Raw genomic sequence first — 16713 nt, 5'->3', positions numbered from 1 at the left:
AGTTATTTCGTCTCTTGTTGTTTTAAAAAGGTCATTAAAGTGTGTCCGACTGCCTGCAAAACAGCAGGATCTATATTTTCTAAATCATCTTTGTGCGTATGCCAATGTCCGCCAAAACCATTCAGTCTATTAGGATCATAGTTGACTATATTGATGGTGGGTATACCTAAGTTCTTAATTACAGGCACATGGTCGTCTGTTAAAGCGGCTCCATCTGCTTGTATAAAAAGATGGCTATACCCAAGACGAGAGGCAATATCCCAAATAGTTGTTAAGAGATAAGGGGCATGGATTTTAGAAAAGGTTTCCCATCTAAATTTTGCCTCCTTAGCTCCCACCATATCAAGGAGAATTCCTAAATCTGCTTTATAATTGGGTATGTGAGGATTTTTACTCCAGTAAGTCGATCCCAAACACCAGGAGTCTTCGTCATTAGATACTCCATAGTCTTCTGCATCGGCAAAAAGAAAGTCAATTCCTAATGAGGTATTAGCCATTTGTAACTGACGGGCCACCTCTAAAAGTACTGCTACCCCACTACCGCCATCGTCTGCCCCCAATATAGGTTTATTACGCAAACTCTCATTAGGGTCGTAATCGGCAATCGGGCGAGTATCCCAATGCGCCAAAAGCAATATACGGTCTTCACGCTCTGGATTGAAAGAGCCTATTATATTGGTTATATCCAACTTCTTTCCATCGTGAGCTGTAACTGTTGTCTCTTGAGGAATAACACGCAAGCCTAAAGAAGCCATTTTGTCAATTAACCACTGTTTACAAGCTTTATGCCCCTCTGTATTGGGAACTCTTGGCCCAAAAGAGACTTGACGGGCGATATAACTGTAAGCACTATCTGCAGAAAAGTATTTGTTGGCCTCTTCTGTATTTTTTTGAGTCGTTTCCACCTCTGAAGATGCGCTGGAACTCCCTTCCTCTGACGAACAAGAAGAAAACAGAAGTGCAGCAGAAAGAAGAGAAACAAAGCCTGTTATTTGGGCTGCCTTAAGAAATGTCATAGATGGCTTGATTTTAGTAAGTAAAAATAATTTTGTCTGAACTTGCGAAAAGGCCACTGTGTACCTAAATCAGTAACAACAGTGGCCCAACACACCAACACATGAAACATGTATCCCTCAAGGAGGGAAAGGAAAGAGTTAAATCATTTCCTTTATATCTCTATGAAAAGGGCTTTACCCCTTTATGGCTACAATTGCTTTTTCGTAATCTGGTTCTTGAGTAACCTCTGGCACCAACTCCGTGTGTATCACCTTGCCCTCTTCGTTTACCACAATTACAGCACGAGCTAAAAGCCCCTTCAATGGACCTGTCTCCATAAGAAGTCCATATCCCTTCTCGAAACAGTCACATCGGAACATAGAAACGGTCTCTACGCCAGAGATGCCTTCGGCACCACAGAAGCGTCCTAATGCAAAAGGTAAATCCTTTGATACACAAAGAACAACGCTATTGTCCAACTTAGCTGCCTCTTCATTGAATCGACGTACACTTGCAGCACACACTGCTGTGTCAACGCTTGGGAAAACGTTGATGATAACTTTCTTTCCCTTATAATCGCTTAGCTTAACCTCGCTAAGATCTTGTTTAACCGCAGTAAAGTCTGGTGCTAAAGCTCCCACCTCAGGCAATTTACCTGAGAGATTTATATCTATAGTTCCTTTTAATTTGATTGTTGTCATTTTATTCTGTAAAAATTCTGGTTCGTTCATTTTACACAGCTAAGTTAGTGATAACTGCTGTATTGTGCAAATCATTAATTCTTCTTGGGAAGGATTTTCTCTATGTATTCCTTTATAGTAGCCTCGGGTAGATTGCCCATAGTTTGATAGGGGGTATCTCCAATAGGAATAAACAATACCATGGGAATACTTTCTACAGCAAATCGGGCTGCCAGCTCTCGGTTGTTATCAACATTCACTTTGTAGAGAATAATCTCTCCGTTGTATGAGTTGATTACTCGCTCTAACTTAGGAGCTAACTGACGGCAAGGTCCGCACCAATTAGCGTAAAAATCGATAACAGCAGGTTTGTTACCTTTATAAACAAATTGCGTAGGATTCTTTTCATAATCGAAGATATGCTCTTTCATAAAAGCAGCATCTATCTCCTTTATGTAAGAAACATCTTCCTGATTAGAAACAGCCTCCTTGCTATTCTTGCTTTTATTCTGACAAGAAACCTGCAGAACACTACCTGTGAGCAATAATCCCATGGAGAACAAGTTTATCAATAATCGTTTCATATATGTAATAGTTACTTTATACAGTCAACAGTAGAATAGCCTGACAATAGAAAAGGTTCATATTGGAAGTGATAATTATTACTATTTACCATCTTTCCTCCTCTTCCATGTTTTTTAATTTCTCGTACATCTCTTCCCTATCGGAATAAAAACTCAACTCCTCGACTACTTGATAGAAGTTTTCTTCGTCTATTATGTATGGATAAACTTTTTCTATCATCTTCTTCTTATCGCTCTCAAAAGTGCAGACTTTCACCAAACGACGCGCCTGTGAAGAATAGAGCCCTGAGTTGGAGAGTACGTAGTCTAATAGTTTTTCCTTTTCGGAGTTAAAAGTGGCCTTCTGATACCTTTCATAGAAATCTTCAAACTGCTCTGAAGACATTCCCTTACCCCAGTTCCACCTATGACGATCACGCTCTTTCTTCCTTGGAGGTTTTTCATAAAAACCGTGGGAGTTTATGAATATATCAATTGTTTTCGTCCCATTATAGTGTACATTACGACCGTACACGCGTCCCAACCTTGTTCCAATGCTGCTAATACGGTAAACCTCTACGTAATAGGTACCTCTATCCAAATTAGCCACAAAACAGCTGTGAGAGGGTAAAGAGATTTCTCTTCCATCGATACAAACAACAATAGGAAACTCCTCTGATGTAATACGTAATCCCGATAATCTTTGTGCGAAGGAATAGGAAAAAAGAACTTGTACCAGAATAGCAAAAGCAATAACGAACGACCTTTTCATACAATAAGTTCCTTAAAAGATTTATAATCCACCTAAAACTATAGGCTAAAGATATCTCTAATGATACCATCTACAAATATAAATCCTTGTGGCGTAGGTTGCAAATATTCTCCCCTCCAAATCAACAATCCTTTTTCGCAATAAGGTTGCGACCTCTCTTTTAGAAGATTGTAAAAGTCTGCCCCGAGAGCATCTTTCAACTGTTGGGCATTCACTCCTTCTTGGGTACGTAGGCCAAGCATTACCCTCTCGTTGTACTGATCATTGGGGGAGAGAGTTTCTTCAAAACCTATGGGGAGCTGATGAGTAGAAATGATCTTTGTATAGGAAGCGATATCGGGCACATTAGCCCATCTCTTCTCGGGTTCATAACTATGTGCAGAGGGACCCAAGCCGTAATAAGGGATACGCTGCCAATAAGAAGAGTTATGTCGAGAGATATAACCCTCTAAAGCAAAATTTGAAATCTCATAATGACAAAACCCATTTCGCTCTAATTCCTCCACCAAATAATAGTATGCTTCAATACCTTGCTCCTCTTTGGGCAATACTATTCTATTCCGTTCTACAGATTTATAAAGAGGTGTTCCCTCCTCACAAATCAGATGGTAGGAAGAGATATGAGGAACTTGTAACCCGATGGCAGACTGCACATTGCGCCTCCACTGCTCTGGAGTTTGATTGGGTAGAGCATAAATAAGGTCTATACTTATGTTGTCAATACTTGCTTTTCGTAGAGCCTCTATAGCAGCATAGACCTGTTGAGACGAGTGTCGCCTTCGCAGAAACGAAAGTTCTTGATCTGAAAAACTCTGTACGCCTAAACTAACTCGATTAAATCCCAAGCTTTTCAATCCATTGGCGTAGTCAACGGAGATATCATCTGGATTAGCTTCCAGCGTCCACTCTGCATCTGAAACGATGGGAAAATATTTACGAAATTGCTCTGTGACCGATGCTAACTCAGCAACAGAAAGCAGGGAAGGAGTACCTCCTCCAAAGTAAACCGTACGGATAATCTCTGTTTGCCCCAAAAGCTCCTTTAAAAGTTCTATCTCTCGACAGAGGGAAAAAAGGAAATCCTTTTTTAGCTGTACATTGGTTTGCGAGTAAAAATCGCAATAGATGCAACGTGAGGCACAAAAAGGAACGTGAACATAAATTCCCGCCATTTACAGAATCCTTATTTACAGATATAATGGTTGAGAAACTCCACCCATATTAAAAACTCTGTTCAGAGCTTCAACTCGAATAAAATCTGCATCCTGTAGAAGTTCGGCAGGCAATATGACTTTTGTATCGTAAATCAAAGGGAGTAATAAAACATCCTCTTCGGCAGTAGAGGTCGTACCTTTTTTACGTAAAAAGAGATTATAAATACTCTTCTCTTGCCACGTTCCTGCCATTTTCCAAGAGATTTGTACTTCCTTACCATTGATTTTTTTCAACCGTAAATTCGTCGGTGCAGGGGGGACATCGAGAGCCTTGTTCTTGAAAGGATACATACGTACAGGAGAGGAGAAGTGGCGTGCAATAATTTGGTCTACACCTTTTCGACGAGGGCGTATATTCTCTTCTCGATAGAAGCAAACTCCTGCCATTTTTTGTCGGTTGGAAAGTTCCATCTGTTGGGCAATAGTCGACGGATTCCATCGGCTATTATCATCGACTCTGTACACTCCTAATCCAGCGACAATCGGCAGAGAAGGAATTTGCTTCTTCCAATCAAAAAGGAACGGATCGAAAAGATGATCTTTATAGTACATCATCGGAACTATAAAGTCTACACTCCCCTCCTTATGCCAACGTAGGGGGTCTTGAAAAACACTCTCTCGACAAGTCCATCCCACCTTAGGATAGTCTGGGAGAGTACGGAATTTTCCCAGAGTTGCTGCGCTGATGAGTACATGAGGTTTTACAGAGCGCACACTTTGGGCTGTCTCTTTCAGCAGAGAAGATATATTCTCTTGCCTCCAACTATTCTTGTCCTTACCCTTTCCATACTTCAAGTAAGAGGCGTGATCTCTAAAGGATGCAACATGTTCTGGATAACGGATGTAGTCAAAATGGATACCGTCTACATCGTAACGCTTTACCAAATCGGTAGAAAGCGAAGCAATATATTTGCGTACTTCGGGTAATCCTGGGTCTAAATACCACTCCCCCCTATGGGCAATACACCAAGAGCGATGGCGCGCCCATACTCCCTTGGGGGCAAGATTTCTCACATGCTTATCGGTGCCGATAGGTAGGGTGACGATCCACGCATGCAGCGTCAAGCCTCTTTTATGACATTCCTCTATGGCAAAAGAGAGAGGGTCATAGTCCAAATGGGCATTCCTTCTACCCGTTAATACAGAGGCCATCGGCTCTATATCTGAAGTATAAAGCAAATCTCCTCTAAGGCGCACCTGTAAAAAAACCGTATTAAAATTGGATAAGGCTAAGCGGTCTAAAATATGACAGAGTTCCTCTCTCTGCCTTTTCATTGCTTCGGGCGTCTGTGCATGAGTGCGAGGCCAGTCTAAACCGTAGATGGTAGTAAGCCAAACAGCTCGTATTTCGGGCTCTTTTGTGTACTTAAAAGGAATAACCACACTCTTCTGCACCATAGATGGAACGATCTCTACTGGAGTAGAGACCTTCTGCGGAGTGTTCGCCTTGGGTTTACGAGTAGCACATCCCTGCAACAACACAAACGAACACAGCAGAGCACAGAAAGAATTCCTAAGAAGCTTTCTTCTGCCAAGCCTTATCATAATCATGGATAACTTATATTATCAATCAGGCGTACCTCTCCACAATAGCAAGCAATACAGCCGATAGTTGCAGGGGCATCGCTCCAAGAAGTTATTGGTTGTAATGTAGTGGCATCGACTATCATATAGTACTCAACATCTAAACAGGGGTGCGCATTGAGCTCTTCGGTAACCTTTTGTTCTATCTCCCGAGGAGTTTTTCCTCCTTTTTTCCAGTCTAAACTCTCGCGAAGTTTTTGATAAATCATAGGAGCATAAGGACGCGTCTCCTCTGTTAAGCGTTGGTTGCGACTGCTCAATGCTAAGCCCGTGCTTTCTCTTACGATAGGCATAGCTATAATATCAAGGTCAAAAGCACACTGCTGTACCATGGAGCGGATGATAGCAATCTGCTGATAATCTTTTTCACCAAAGAAAGCTCCATGAGGTCTTACCAACTCAAAGAGTTTACTTACAATCAAAGCCACTCCTTCAAAGTGGCCAGGGCGTTGTACGCCCTCCATAACGTTTGCAATGGAACCGAAGTGAAACACTTTTTCAACAGCCCCCTCCTCATATACTTCCTCTTCGGTAGGCATAAAAAGATAGTGGCATCCTGCCTTTTCCAAGAGTGCTATGTCCTGTTCGGGTTGACGAGGATAAGTAATTAAATCCTGAGGATTGTTGAATTGCTTGGGATTAACAAAAATACTAACGACACATATATCGTATCTCTTTACAGCCTCTTTTACCAGACTTAAGTGTCCTTCGTGAAGGGCACCCATCGTGGGTACCAATCCGATACTTTTCCCCAGCTCTCTCTCTGTATCAAGAAGGGAGATAAGCTCCTTTTTAGTTGCGATAGTTTTCATTTATTTTATTTGCGGATAGTCTTAAATCCTTCTTCTCCAATAGATTCTATTAAAAGGGACTCGTCGAATAGAGAGTCATCTACCTCCAAATCAAGAGTTTTTTCTTCTAAAGATACCACGGCTTTTAGTACACCCTTGGTAGACTCTGCAGCATTCTGAACTGTCTGAAGGCAATGGGGGCAGTGCATACCCTCCACAGTATAATGTTTTGTTGTCATACTGTTTTTAGTTATTGAAAATATTTAGGGGAGCAACAGAGAGGCATCTCCATAACTCAAAAAACGATATCCATTAGCTAAAGCATACTCATACATATCTTTCCATTTGTGCCCCAATAAGGCTGCTATCATTAATAATAGAGTGCTCTTAGGTTGATGGAAGTTAGTAATAAGCCCCTTGATAATGCGAAAGCGATACCCAGGTATGATAAGTAAAGAGGTGGAGAAGACCAATGAAGATAGCCCTTTCTCCTCCATTGTCAGGAGCAACTTTTGCAAAAGCTCTTTCGTATCCACTTCTTCAGTAGTCTCATAGGGTTCCCACTGAGACACTGAGGGAAGTACCCCCTCTAAAGAAGCCCCTAACTCCTCCAAGTGATTTCGTGCAATATAATACAAACTCTCTAAAGTGCGCACACTCGTAGTACCTATTGCAATGACAGTCTCTATTCGGCCGAGCAGTTGCTCAATTGTATCACGAGTTACGATGCACAACTCTTGGTGCATAAGGTGCTCTTTTATATCGTCCGATTTTACGGGGAGAAAAGTTCCCGCTCCAACGTGTAGTGTAACATCAAGCACGGGTATACCTCGCTGGGCAATTTCCTCAAACTCTTTGTCTGTGAAGTGTAATCCTGCCGTGGGGGCAGCTACTGAGCCTTTATTTACCGCATAGACCGTTTGGTAATCTCTATTATCGCGCTCTTCGGTATCTCTGTTTAGATAGGGAGGTATAGGCAGTATCCCCACCTGATCAAGTATCTGTCCGAAAGTGAAGGAAGCATTCTGCCAAGAGAAACGAATAAGGTCTTTTTCGATACGCTCTGCAGAGAAAATAAAACTCTCTCTTCCCTCTATTGAGACTTCTCGCTCAAGCACTCCCTCCTTCCACTTACGTGCATTGCCTACCATACAACGCCACACGCAGCTTTGGGTAGCCGTTAAAGACTGCTCATACTGCGAGGGGATTACTGGTTCCAAACAAAGAAGTTCTATCTGCGCCCCCGTACGCTTTTGTAAATAGATACGAGCCCGAATAACCCTCGTATTATTTCTAACCAGTAAACTATTCGAGGGTAAGAGAGAGGCTATAGAAGAGAAAAAGTATGTAGATATATCCCCATGGTTATAGTACAACAACTTACAAGAGGAACGATCCTCTAAAGGATAGCACGCAATAGCCTTGTCGGGGAGCATATAATCATACTCCTTCATGGATATAGTTTCAGTCTCTCTCTTCATCGTATTCGTGAACTGCTTTAAGCGTTCGTCCATAAACCAACTACAAAAGTAGCTTATTTAGCATTTGTAAGCAAGCCTTCTTTTCTTGTAATAAAAACCCAACCTTTTCTGTAAGAGAACACTATACAAAATCCTCGGTACGAGTATGGTAACCAAAGACCCAAGGGTGTAGGTCAAATTATTGTACGCCACTTCTTCAAAAGGACTGATTCGGGAGCCAAACATACTGTAAGTGTAGGCCAAATTATTGTACGCGACTCATCCTCTCCCTCGGGAAAGACTGCAACCGATAGGCAAGAATAATCTTTAATCTTCTATTCAAAAATTCAAAGGCTATACCTAAAAACTATTTTACCTGTAAGATATTCTTTATATTCAATCTAAATATACATATACTCAGATTAAATATATATATTTATAGATTGAGAATATATATATTCAGATTAAATATAAACTAATAGACATAGCTTTGTACATTTATAGCGGTGGGGTAAGGGATTTTTTGACCTGAGAAACAAAAAAATCCCCTCTATCTTTTGAGAAAAATAGAGGGAGAGAACTTCAAAAAAGAATCTAAAACAGGGAGTTTTATCGAGGAGGTAAATAGGAAGATAGCTCCTCGCAGCTGATAGTCGCAGGCACACGAATATAAAAATCAGACTTCTTGAACCAAGTCATCTGTTTACGGGCATAAATGCGAGTGTTACGAGCTATTTGCTGTACAGCTTCATCCAACGAACAATGCCCTCCGATATAATTAAAGAGTTCCTTATACCCTATTGTGTTGAGGGCATTCAGATGACGAAAAGGATAAAGAGCCCTTGCCTCCTCTAACCACCCTGCCTCTAACATTTGATGTACTCGGCCATTGATACGTTCGTAAAGTTCCTCTCTCGGACGGGTTAGCTCGAAACAAATCATATCAAAAGAACGCTCCTTGACTTGGTGAGTGCGAAACGAAGAAAATGGCTTACCCGAGGAATAAAAGATCTCTAACCCATGAATAACTCGCTTGTGATTTTTCTTATCAACGGTATTGTAGTAGAGAGGGTCTACCTCTTTCAACTCTTTCAAAATAGGCTCCAATCCCTCTTGTTGCCAACGTTGGTACAAAGTCTGGCGCACATCCTCTGCCACATCTGGCACATCATCGATTCCTTTTATTATAGCATCTATATACAGCATAGAGCCTCCGACCAACAAAACGTAGCGATGCTTTTGCAAAAGACTTTCTATGAGAGGAATTACCTCCGCTTCATAACGAGCAGCACTGTAGTGTTCCGAAATAGAAGCTACCCCTACCATATAGTGGGGTACTCGGCACAGCTCTTCTTTAGATGGAGCTGCCGTTCCTATTGACAATTCCCTATACAACTGGCGCGAATCGGCAGAAATAATAGGAGCATCAAGAGCCTCTGCCCAATCAAGAGAGAGGGACGTCTTTCCGATCCCCGTAGGACCAACCAGCACGATAAGAGTACCTTTCTTTGCCATACTATGAAAAAATTAGTATATAAAAAAGAAGCTAAATCTCTCTATTCCTACGAGGAAACAGCAGAGAAATAACTTCTTTGATTTTAGTAATTAGAAAAAGAGAGTTTAGTAATCAAATCCATCCTCTTCTTCAAAAGAGGGATACTCCATCTCTTCGTCAAAATCATCGTCCAAAAGGAAGGAATCTTCATTCATCTCAAAGGGTGTGTTCTCTTCAAGAAGGAAGTTTTCGATCTCTTCATTGCTCAACTGAGGTTTAGGAGCTTCTCCTTTCTTTCGTACCAATTGATAGCCATCTATCGAAGATTGATTCTTTTCGACCACCTTTACGTAAAAACAACGCTCCAATAACGTGTCAAAAACATACAGGAAGTCTCTCTCTTCATTCTCAAAGGCGGTAGCTACTGTTATTTGGCTCTCACGAGCTTCCTCTAAAGTAATCTCATCCTGCACATTGAAGCAGGCGTCGGAGTGCATAAAAGAGGTAAACAAATCTTGGGGATAGTCCAAGAGTTTTAATATCGCAAAGTGCAGATCTTCAAGCGTAGCATTTGCGTCAATATCAAGAACGCATTCAAAATCTTCTTTCTCGGGAGAGAGTAAAATCAGACGATAAGTCATACAGAACTTATTTATAGAGAGGTTAATAACGACGGATACCGATGAGATTCATGAACTCTTCTCGGGTAGATGCTTCCTCAAAAGCCCCCGTAAAATCACTCGTTGTGGTAAGAGAGTTCTGCTTTTCAACTCCTCTCATCTGCATACACATATGCTGTGCTTCTATAACTACAATAGTTCCCAAGGGATTAAGAGTCTGTTGGATACAATCCTTTATCTGCGTAGTAAGTCGCTCTTGTACTTGTAGTCTGCGAGCAAAGACATCGACCACTCTCGGAATTTTACTCAATCCCGTAACGTATTTATTCGGAATATAACCGATATGAGCCTTGCCGAAGAAGGGCAACATATGGTGTTCGCAAAGAGAGAAGAAATCTATATCCTTAACAATAACCATCTGGCGGTACTCTTCGCGAAACATCGCCGAGCGTAGTATTTCCTCGGGATCTTCTCTGTAGCCTTTGGTAAGAAAGCGAAGAGACTTAGTTACTCGCTCGGGAGTCTTTATAAGCCCCTCTCTATTGGGGTCTTCGCCTAATATTTCTATGATACGACGGTTTAAATCAATCATCTCTCTCATTTCTTCGGGAGAGAGTTGAGGGTCAAAGGTTGATTGCTTATTCATTTAGTATAAAGCACGTATTTTATCTCGAACAATATATAATTCTCCCGCTACTTGCGGAAGTAAACGTTTCATCTCCTGCAGTGCTGTTTGTGCCTCTTCATGTGTACGGAAATCCCCAACTAACAAACGCCAAAAAGGAGCCTTGTAACTAACATAACAAGTAATATCGGGAAAGTTTTTATTCACAATCTGTGCTCGGTGATAAGCTTCCTGTTTGGAAGAAGGCAAATTACCATTAAACACCTGAATGCGAAAGCCCTGAACAATCGTAGCTGTAAATTCTCCATCTTCCAAAAGAGTTCTTTTTTGAGAGGGACGGGCCACCTGACGTCTAATCACCTCGGGCTGATGCACAATCACCGTTCCCAAGCCATCCTCAGAAAGAGCCAGTACTTCAAAAATATTATTGGAAGACTTGGAGTGTAGATTAGCCTCCTGCTGGGCAAAAACGGGCTTCATAGCAACTATCGCCAAACAGAGAGTTAATAAGCTACAGTATAACAGACTACGTTTCATGGAATAGTATGTATTAAAAGTATATTTATGGGAAGCTACTCTTGGTGGTTATATCAAAGAGAGATGCACAAAAGAGAGATGAGAAATTACCCTTCGAAAGCCTCAATGATAGGCAAGAACTTGGCCACTTCTAAAGAAGCACCTCCAATCAAACCTCCATCCACATCAGGATTAGCAAAAAGTTCTTTTGCATTCGAAGCATTGCAACTACCTCCATAAAGAATTGAGCAGTTATTGGCAATTTCTGTACCATACTTGTTGGATATAGTTTTACGAATATGAGCATGCATATCTTGTGCCTGCTGAGGAGTAGCTGTTCTGCCCGTTCCAATGGCCCAAACGGGTTCATAAGCAATAATAACACGACTAAACTCTTCTGAAGAAAGAGATAGTACTGATTCATTTAATTGTTTCTCTACAACAGAAAAATGCTGCTCTTTATCTCTATCTTCCAAGAGTTCTCCTACACAAAATATGGGGGTTAAGCCATGACCTAAAGCCACTTTTACCTTTCGAGCTAACATTGCTCCATCTTCATGATAATAAGCTCTGCGCTCAGAGTGTCCTATAATAACGTGGCTAACTCCAGCCGAAGACAACATCGCTGCCGAAACCTCTCCCGTATATGCTCCACTCTCTTGATCGGCACAATTCTGAGCACTAAGAGCAATGATTCCTTTATCCAACACTGATGCTACAGAAGCTAAATGTAAAAAAGGAGGAGCTACAATCACTTTGCAGAGAGTTTTTTTGTCTTTTAAAGCCTCTTGTAATTCCTTACATAAAGCAACTCCCTCGGCAAGGGTTTTATTCATCTTCCAGTTACCTGCAACAATTTTTGTTCTCATAGTAGTTCTATATCTCGTCTAAGTTCATTTGTCGTTGATTATTAATACTGGATGGTAGATAGGGTTTCTTTGTAGACAAAATCAAAGAAACAATTGTGTATATAAACCAAACAAAAAGAGGGAGAAGACGTAGTAAATAGGGCTCTCGACGCTCTCCCAGTGTATAAATGTTATCAACTTGCTCTCTTAATGGTTCTTCTCTACGCTCCAAATCTCTTGCATTCATTTTCGCTATGATAACCCCATCCTTGATAAAAAGGACAGAGGGTACAGCTCTTGCAATAGTTTTTACCGTTGTTGCATCTAAAAAAAGCAAGGGGTACTCTGTTCCTGTACTATTACGCCATCTCCCCTCTTCCGATTTAGTAGAACTTGATATGCCGTATAAGAGTATTCCTTGGCTTTGGGCAACGGAGTAAAGGGTATTCAATGTCGGGGCTAAGGATTTACTAACCTCTTCCCAATTGGGTGTCAAAATCCAAATCATCATACCTGGAGTTTCAATAATCTCCTCTGTAACATCCGAAGAGCCTACAAAGAGAGAGAAATCTGTAATAGGGGGGGTATATCCTTTTGAAACCAATTTCTCATAGCGATCTACGTAGGTCCAAGTTTCATCGGGTAAGTTATCCATATCAAAGCTTCTCCTCTCCCCATTACGTTCATACACAAACTCATATGTGTACTCATCACTGGGAGCTCCATCTGGAGTCAAAATCAGTTCCGCAAGTGAACTCCCAACTTTGTAAGGGCGGAAGTCCAACATAGGCAAGTGGCGATAATTCATGTAAGCAAAAAACAAAAAGCCACCAATAGCGACGACGAAAGCTACTACCCCTTGTGAGCAGGAGAAAGCAGAAACGACCTTTCTCCCATTTGCCAAAAAGTTATAGGAAAGAAGTATAAGGAATATGTTTTTATAAAAAGACTCCCAATTGGTTAACTTAACAGCCTCGCCAAAGCAACCGCAATCTGAAATAGAATTGTAAAGAGCCAAATAAAGAGTCAAAGAGGTCATAAAGAGCATAGTAACAAACGTTATCCACGCTGTCCACTTACGCCAAATCCCCATCAGTAGAAGAGCTCCTATAGAAAACTCAAAAGCCGCCATGGAGATCCCCAAAATCATAGACCAAAAACTGTCTACAGGCATTTGGAAAGTATGTAAATACTCCGCCATTTTTAACCCTGCCCCAACAGGATCTATAGCTTTTATTCCTCCAGAAAACAGGAAGACAGTAGAAAGAATAAATCGAGAACTCTCTACTAAAAATCCGCGAAAAGAAGGTTTCATTCCGAAAGTCTTATGAGTGCGAAGATAGCATAATTTACCATATCCATATAATTGGCCTCTATGCCTTCTGAAACAATCGTAGCTCCTTTCTGACTTTCTATATTTTTAGTTCGCAATACCTTGGTTAGGATTAGATCTGTAAAAGAAGATATGCGCATCCCCCTCCAAACTTCGTCATAGTCATGATTTTTATCCATCATGAGGTTAAAAGTCCTCTCGGCCATGGCATCATAATGTTCTAATGCCTGCTCTACAGAAAGATCTACTACATCAGAAAAGCCTAAAGCAAGTTGTATCTGACCTATAATGGCATAGTTTACAATGCCTATGAATTCAGATTGTATCCCCTCCTGAATACGAGAATTGCCCTTTGTTTCCAAATTGCGAATGCGCATAGCCTTAATGTATATTTGGTCTGTTAAGGACTCGGGACGTAAAATACGCCATGCAGCTCCATAATCTGCCAGTTTCATCTCAAACAAAGTGCGACACTCTTTGACCACTTCTTTATACTGCATGGTGGTCAACTCTTTATCGTATTCCATAAGTACCCTTCAGAATATTGGTTTATCTATGATTCTCTACTACTTAGAAGCCTCTTCTCGAGGTAAAAGAGCCAAATTAAGTACTTCACTAACATCCTTTACATAGTGGAATGTAAGACCTTTGGTGTATAGTTTGTTGATATCTTCAACGTCTTTTTTGTTTTCCTCGGAAAGGATAATATCTGTTATCTTCGAGCGTTTAGCTGCTAATATCTTCTCCTTAATTCCTCCAACAGGAAGCACTTTTCCTCTGAGGGTTATTTCTCCTGTCATGGCAATGCTCAATTTAACCTTACGCTTCGTAAGGGAGGAAACAAAAGAAGTTAGCATAGTAATACCAGCCGATGGCCCGTCCTTGGGGATAGCTCCTTCTGGAACATGTAAATGCATATCGTAGTCTGTCAACTTTTCAGGTTGTATCCCCAATTCTTCGGCATGTGCCTTGATATAGTTCAAGGCTATGGTTGCCGACTCTTTCATTACATCCCCTAAGTTACCCGTTAGAGTTAGTTTACAATCTTTTCCTTTGTGTAAACTGGACTCTATAAATAAGATTTCTCCTCCTACACTAGTCCAGGCAAGTCCCGTAACCACACCATAATAATCATTCCCCTGATAAAGATCTCGAGTATAGGTGGGCACTCCCAGATATTCCTTCAAATCAGATGGTTTCAAAGTCTCCGAGTAAGACGTACTGTCGCCTATACGACGAGCAAACTTTCTCATTATACGAGCAATCTGTTTTTCTAAACCACGTACACCGCTCTCTCGAGTATAAGACTCTATTATGATTTCCATCACAGACTTAGGAATCTTTAATGTGTAACAATCTTGGTCTATACCGTGCTCTTTTAATTGTTTAGGCACCAAATGACGACGAGCTATTTCCAACTTCTCCTCTGTTATGTACCCATTTACGGGAATTAACTCCATACGATCCAAAAGAGGACGAGATATTGTGCTTAGAGAGTTGGCTGTCGCAACAAACATCACGTTGCTCAAATCGTAATCAATATCTATATAGTTGTCGTGAAAACTCTTGTTTTGCTCTGGATCCAAGACCTCCAGTAGAGCTGCAGAAGGATCCCCTTTGTGAGTTGAATCTATTTTGTCTATCTCATCCAATACGATTACAGGGTTAGATGTTCCTGCTTTCTTTATCGCCTGAATAATGCGACCAGGCATAGCTCCAATATAGGTACGTCTATGCCCTCTAATTTCGGCTTCGTCATGCAATCCTCCTAAGGATATGCGAATATATTTTCTACCCAAACTATCCGCAATACTTTTACCCAAAGAGGTTTTTCCCACCCCAGGAGGACCCCATAAACAGAGTATGGGAGACTTCATGTCACGACGGAGACGTATTACAGCCATATGCTCCAAAATACGATCTTTGACCTTGTCAAGTCCGAAATGATCTTTGTTCAAAACCTTTTCTGCATGGGAAAGGCTGAAGTTATCCTTAGAGTAAACTGACCAAGGAAGTTCTAACAAGGTTTCCAAATATTGAAACTGTACTGCAAAGTCTGGACTATGAGGATTCAAATTGTCCAAGCGTCTCAGCTCTTTACTAAAAGTCTCTGCAACAGACACTGGCCACTCTTTGTGAAGAGCTTTTTCTCGCAACTCATCACTGGGGAGCTCCATCCCCCCTCCACCAAGTTCCTCTTGCATAACCCGTATTTGTTGCTGCAAAAAATACTCCTTCTGCTGCTTGTCCATATCCTCTCTGGCCTGAGAACGAATCTCTTCTCTCATGGCAATTAGCTCTTGCTCTTGGTAGAGATAGCTCAGCACCTCTGTCATTCTTTCCGAAAGGGTGTTAACCTCCAAGAGCTTTTGCTGCAGGGGAGTTTTAAGAGCACAACATACTGCGGCAAAATTGGTTATATAGTAGGGATCTTCGCAACTCTTTATAGAAGAAAACACCTCACTGGGTACTCGATCGTAGCGTCTTGACAGATTCTTTACGAGTAGTTCTTTTACCTCTGCAAGTTTGAGTACCGATTCGGCGGAAGCATCTTTCTCTCGTCTCTTTATTCCCATTTTTTCCTCACGAGGCACAACAGTCACCTCGGGATAAATACCATCCATGGAAACTTTAGAAATAGCTACACGCAATACCCCAATCACAAGAGCAGAAGACAAATCCTCCTCTACAGAGATAACTCTTGCTACTTGACATAGTACCGCCATCCTCCCCTCCAGATATTTAGTAAGGGCTCCTCCCTCCAAATTGGACGGAGAATAGATTGCCACAAAATAGGCTCCATCATCTTGTACCCTTTTAAGTAATGCTTTCTCTTCAGTCGTAGTGAAGTCCATTGGAAGAGCAACCTTTGGAAAAGTAACCTTATCCCTAAGCAATAATAACGGCAATTTTTGTTCTAAAGCATCGGGGATATTGGTATTTTCCACGTACTCATTAACAATAACCGAAGGTAAAGGAAATGGTACTGTTATATTAGCAGAAAGATCAAAGTAGTTTGACCATAAGTTATTTTTACTGTTGCTCATCTTATATTTTGTCTCTTTATATTGAGAGGGTGCTTCCTTGCAAAATAATTTTCAAAAAGCACTCAACCTTTTCATTGTATTTCCTCTTAGTGCAAACACTTACGCCCTAAAAAGGTTCAGTAACTAACAATATAGATTACATCAGTGTGACAAAAAGGAAATACCTACT

17 protein-coding genes are annotated in these 16713 nt (G+C 41.1%); all 17 read right to left on the bottom strand.

Going from position 1 to position 16713, the window contains the following annotated elements; all coding sequences use genetic code 11:
- Positions 1-2 precede the first annotated feature (2 nt).
- The 17 genes from B5D06_RS01750 to lon all read right to left on the bottom strand — a co-directional run bounded on the left by B5D06_RS01750 (position 3) and on the right by lon (position 16544).
- Positions 3-1016, bottom strand: coding sequence for a M28 family peptidase (locus B5D06_RS01750; protein WP_078736307.1), 1014 nt, complete (start codon positions 1014-1016; stop codon positions 3-5).
- Positions 1017-1190: 174 nt separating this feature from the next.
- Positions 1191-1697 (bottom strand): thiol peroxidase, encoded by a 507-nt coding sequence (tpx, locus tag B5D06_RS01745; RefSeq protein ID WP_078736407.1) that lies wholly within the window; start codon positions 1695-1697, stop codon positions 1191-1193.
- 74 nt (positions 1698-1771) lie between these two features.
- Positions 1772-2260 carry a thioredoxin family protein gene (locus B5D06_RS01740; protein ID WP_078736306.1) on the bottom strand — a complete coding sequence of 163 codons (489 nt, stop codon included), beginning with the start codon at positions 2258-2260 and terminating at the stop codon, positions 1772-1774.
- 85 nt (positions 2261-2345) lie between these two features.
- Entirely contained in the window at positions 2346-3011 is a 666-nt protein-coding gene (locus B5D06_RS01735) for a proline and serine-rich protein 1 family protein (RefSeq protein WP_078736305.1), read from the bottom strand.
- A 38-nt stretch (positions 3012-3049) separates the two neighbouring features.
- Complete coding sequence (gene hemW / locus B5D06_RS01730; RefSeq protein ID WP_078736304.1) at positions 3050-4183, bottom strand: radical SAM family heme chaperone HemW; 1134 nt, start codon at positions 4181-4183, stop codon at positions 3050-3052.
- A 15-nt stretch (positions 4184-4198) separates the two neighbouring features.
- Positions 4199-5623: a glycoside hydrolase family 10-like protein gene (locus B5D06_RS01725; protein WP_159442663.1), complete on the bottom strand. Its 1425-nt coding sequence runs from the start codon at positions 5621-5623 to the stop codon at positions 4199-4201.
- A 149-nt stretch (positions 5624-5772) separates the two neighbouring features.
- Positions 5773-6621, bottom strand: a complete 849-nt coding sequence (panC, locus tag B5D06_RS01720) for a pantoate--beta-alanine ligase (RefSeq protein ID WP_078736302.1) — start codon at positions 6619-6621, stop codon at positions 5773-5775.
- Between the two features lie 5 nt (positions 6622-6626).
- Positions 6627-6839 carry a heavy-metal-associated domain-containing protein gene (locus tag B5D06_RS01715; protein WP_078736301.1) on the bottom strand — a complete coding sequence of 71 codons (213 nt, stop codon included), beginning with the start codon at positions 6837-6839 and terminating at the stop codon, positions 6627-6629.
- A gap of 24 nt (positions 6840-6863) precedes the next feature.
- Positions 6864-8081, bottom strand: coding sequence for an S-adenosylmethionine:tRNA ribosyltransferase-isomerase (locus B5D06_RS01710; protein WP_078736406.1), 1218 nt, complete (start codon positions 8079-8081; stop codon positions 6864-6866).
- Between the two features lie 588 nt (positions 8082-8669).
- Positions 8670-9575 carry a tRNA (adenosine(37)-N6)-dimethylallyltransferase MiaA gene (gene miaA / locus B5D06_RS01705; RefSeq protein WP_078736300.1) on the bottom strand — a complete coding sequence of 302 codons (906 nt, stop codon included), beginning with the start codon at positions 9573-9575 and terminating at the stop codon, positions 8670-8672.
- Between the two features lie 105 nt (positions 9576-9680).
- Positions 9681-10196 (bottom strand): hypothetical protein, encoded by a 516-nt coding sequence (locus B5D06_RS01700; protein WP_078736299.1) that lies wholly within the window; start codon positions 10194-10196, stop codon positions 9681-9683.
- Positions 10197-10218: 22 nt separating this feature from the next.
- Positions 10219-10776 (bottom strand): GTP cyclohydrolase I FolE, encoded by a 558-nt coding sequence (folE, locus tag B5D06_RS01695; RefSeq protein ID WP_143742576.1) that lies wholly within the window; start codon positions 10774-10776, stop codon positions 10219-10221.
- A gap of 45 nt (positions 10777-10821) precedes the next feature.
- Positions 10822-11337, bottom strand: a complete 516-nt coding sequence (locus tag B5D06_RS01690) for an SPOR domain-containing protein (protein ID WP_078736297.1) — start codon at positions 11335-11337, stop codon at positions 10822-10824.
- Between the two features lie 86 nt (positions 11338-11423).
- Positions 11424-12185: a triose-phosphate isomerase gene (gene tpiA / locus B5D06_RS01685; protein WP_078736296.1), complete on the bottom strand. Its 762-nt coding sequence runs from the start codon at positions 12183-12185 to the stop codon at positions 11424-11426.
- A 7-nt stretch (positions 12186-12192) separates the two neighbouring features.
- Positions 12193-13479: a BT_3928 family protein gene (locus B5D06_RS01680; RefSeq protein WP_078736295.1), complete on the bottom strand. Its 1287-nt coding sequence runs from the start codon at positions 13477-13479 to the stop codon at positions 12193-12195.
- Positions 13476-14024, bottom strand: a complete 549-nt coding sequence (locus B5D06_RS01675) for a DUF1599 domain-containing protein (protein ID WP_078736294.1) — start codon at positions 14022-14024, stop codon at positions 13476-13478. Before B5D06_RS01675 ends, B5D06_RS01680 begins: the two co-directional genes overlap by 4 nt.
- 39 nt (positions 14025-14063) lie before the next feature.
- A complete protein-coding gene (gene lon, locus B5D06_RS01670) occupies positions 14064-16544 on the bottom strand; it encodes an endopeptidase La (protein ID WP_078736293.1) in 2481 nt (826 codons plus the stop codon).
- Positions 16545-16713: the final 169 nt, after the last annotated feature.

Origin of the sequence: Porphyromonas circumdentaria (assembly GCF_900167105.1) — a bacterium.
GTDB classification, from domain to species: Bacteria; Bacteroidota; Bacteroidia; order Bacteroidales; family Porphyromonadaceae; genus Porphyromonas; species Porphyromonas circumdentaria.
Note: the sequence above shows the minus strand (reverse complement) of the source record. Positions and strands in the feature narration are given on the sequence as shown.

Excerpts from the sequence above, each read along its gene's own strand:
- hemW (WP_078736304.1), bottom strand. The coding sequence starts at position 4,183 with ATGGCGGGAATTTATGTTCACGTTCCTTTTTGTGCCTCACGTTGCATC.
- B5D06_RS01740 (WP_078736306.1), bottom strand. The coding sequence starts at position 2,260 with ATGAAACGATTATTGATAAACTTGTTCTCCATGGGATTATTGCTCACA.
- miaA (WP_078736300.1), bottom strand. The coding sequence starts at position 9,575 with ATGGCAAAGAAAGGTACTCTTATCGTGCTGGTTGGTCCTACGGGGATC.
- lon (WP_078736293.1), bottom strand. The coding sequence starts at position 16,544 with ATGAGCAACAGTAAAAATAACTTATGGTCAAACTACTTTGATCTTTCT.
- B5D06_RS01700 (WP_078736299.1), bottom strand. The coding sequence starts at position 10,196 with ATGACTTATCGTCTGATTTTACTCTCTCCCGAGAAAGAAGATTTTGAA.
- panC (WP_078736302.1), bottom strand. The coding sequence starts at position 6,621 with ATGAAAACTATCGCAACTAAAAAGGAGCTTATCTCCCTTCTTGATACA.
- B5D06_RS01735 (WP_078736305.1), bottom strand. The coding sequence starts at position 3,011 with ATGAAAAGGTCGTTCGTTATTGCTTTTGCTATTCTGGTACAAGTTCTT.
- tpx (WP_078736407.1), bottom strand. The coding sequence starts at position 1,697 with ATGACAACAATCAAATTAAAAGGAACTATAGATATAAATCTCTCAGGT.
- folE (WP_143742576.1), bottom strand. The coding sequence starts at position 10,776 with ATGAGAGAGATGATTGATTTAAACCGTCGTATCATAGAAATATTAGGC.
- B5D06_RS01680 (WP_078736295.1), bottom strand. The coding sequence starts at position 13,479 with ATGAAACCTTCTTTTCGCGGATTTTTAGTAGAGAGTTCTCGATTTATT.
- B5D06_RS01725 (WP_159442663.1), bottom strand. The coding sequence starts at position 5,623 with ATGGTGCAGAAGAGTGTGGTTATTCCTTTTAAGTACACAAAAGAGCCC.
- B5D06_RS01690 (WP_078736297.1), bottom strand. The coding sequence starts at position 11,337 with ATGAAACGTAGTCTGTTATACTGTAGCTTATTAACTCTCTGTTTGGCG.
- B5D06_RS01710 (WP_078736406.1), bottom strand. The coding sequence starts at position 8,081 with ATGAAGAGAGAGACTGAAACTATATCCATGAAGGAGTATGATTATATG.
- B5D06_RS01750 (WP_078736307.1), bottom strand. The coding sequence starts at position 1,016 with ATGACATTTCTTAAGGCAGCCCAAATAACAGGCTTTGTTTCTCTTCTT.
- tpiA (WP_078736296.1), bottom strand. The coding sequence starts at position 12,185 with ATGAGAACAAAAATTGTTGCAGGTAACTGGAAGATGAATAAAACCCTT.
- B5D06_RS01715 (WP_078736301.1), bottom strand. The coding sequence starts at position 6,839 with ATGACAACAAAACATTATACTGTGGAGGGTATGCACTGCCCCCATTGC.
- B5D06_RS01675 (WP_078736294.1), bottom strand. The coding sequence starts at position 14,024 with ATGGAATACGATAAAGAGTTGACCACCATGCAGTATAAAGAAGTGGTC.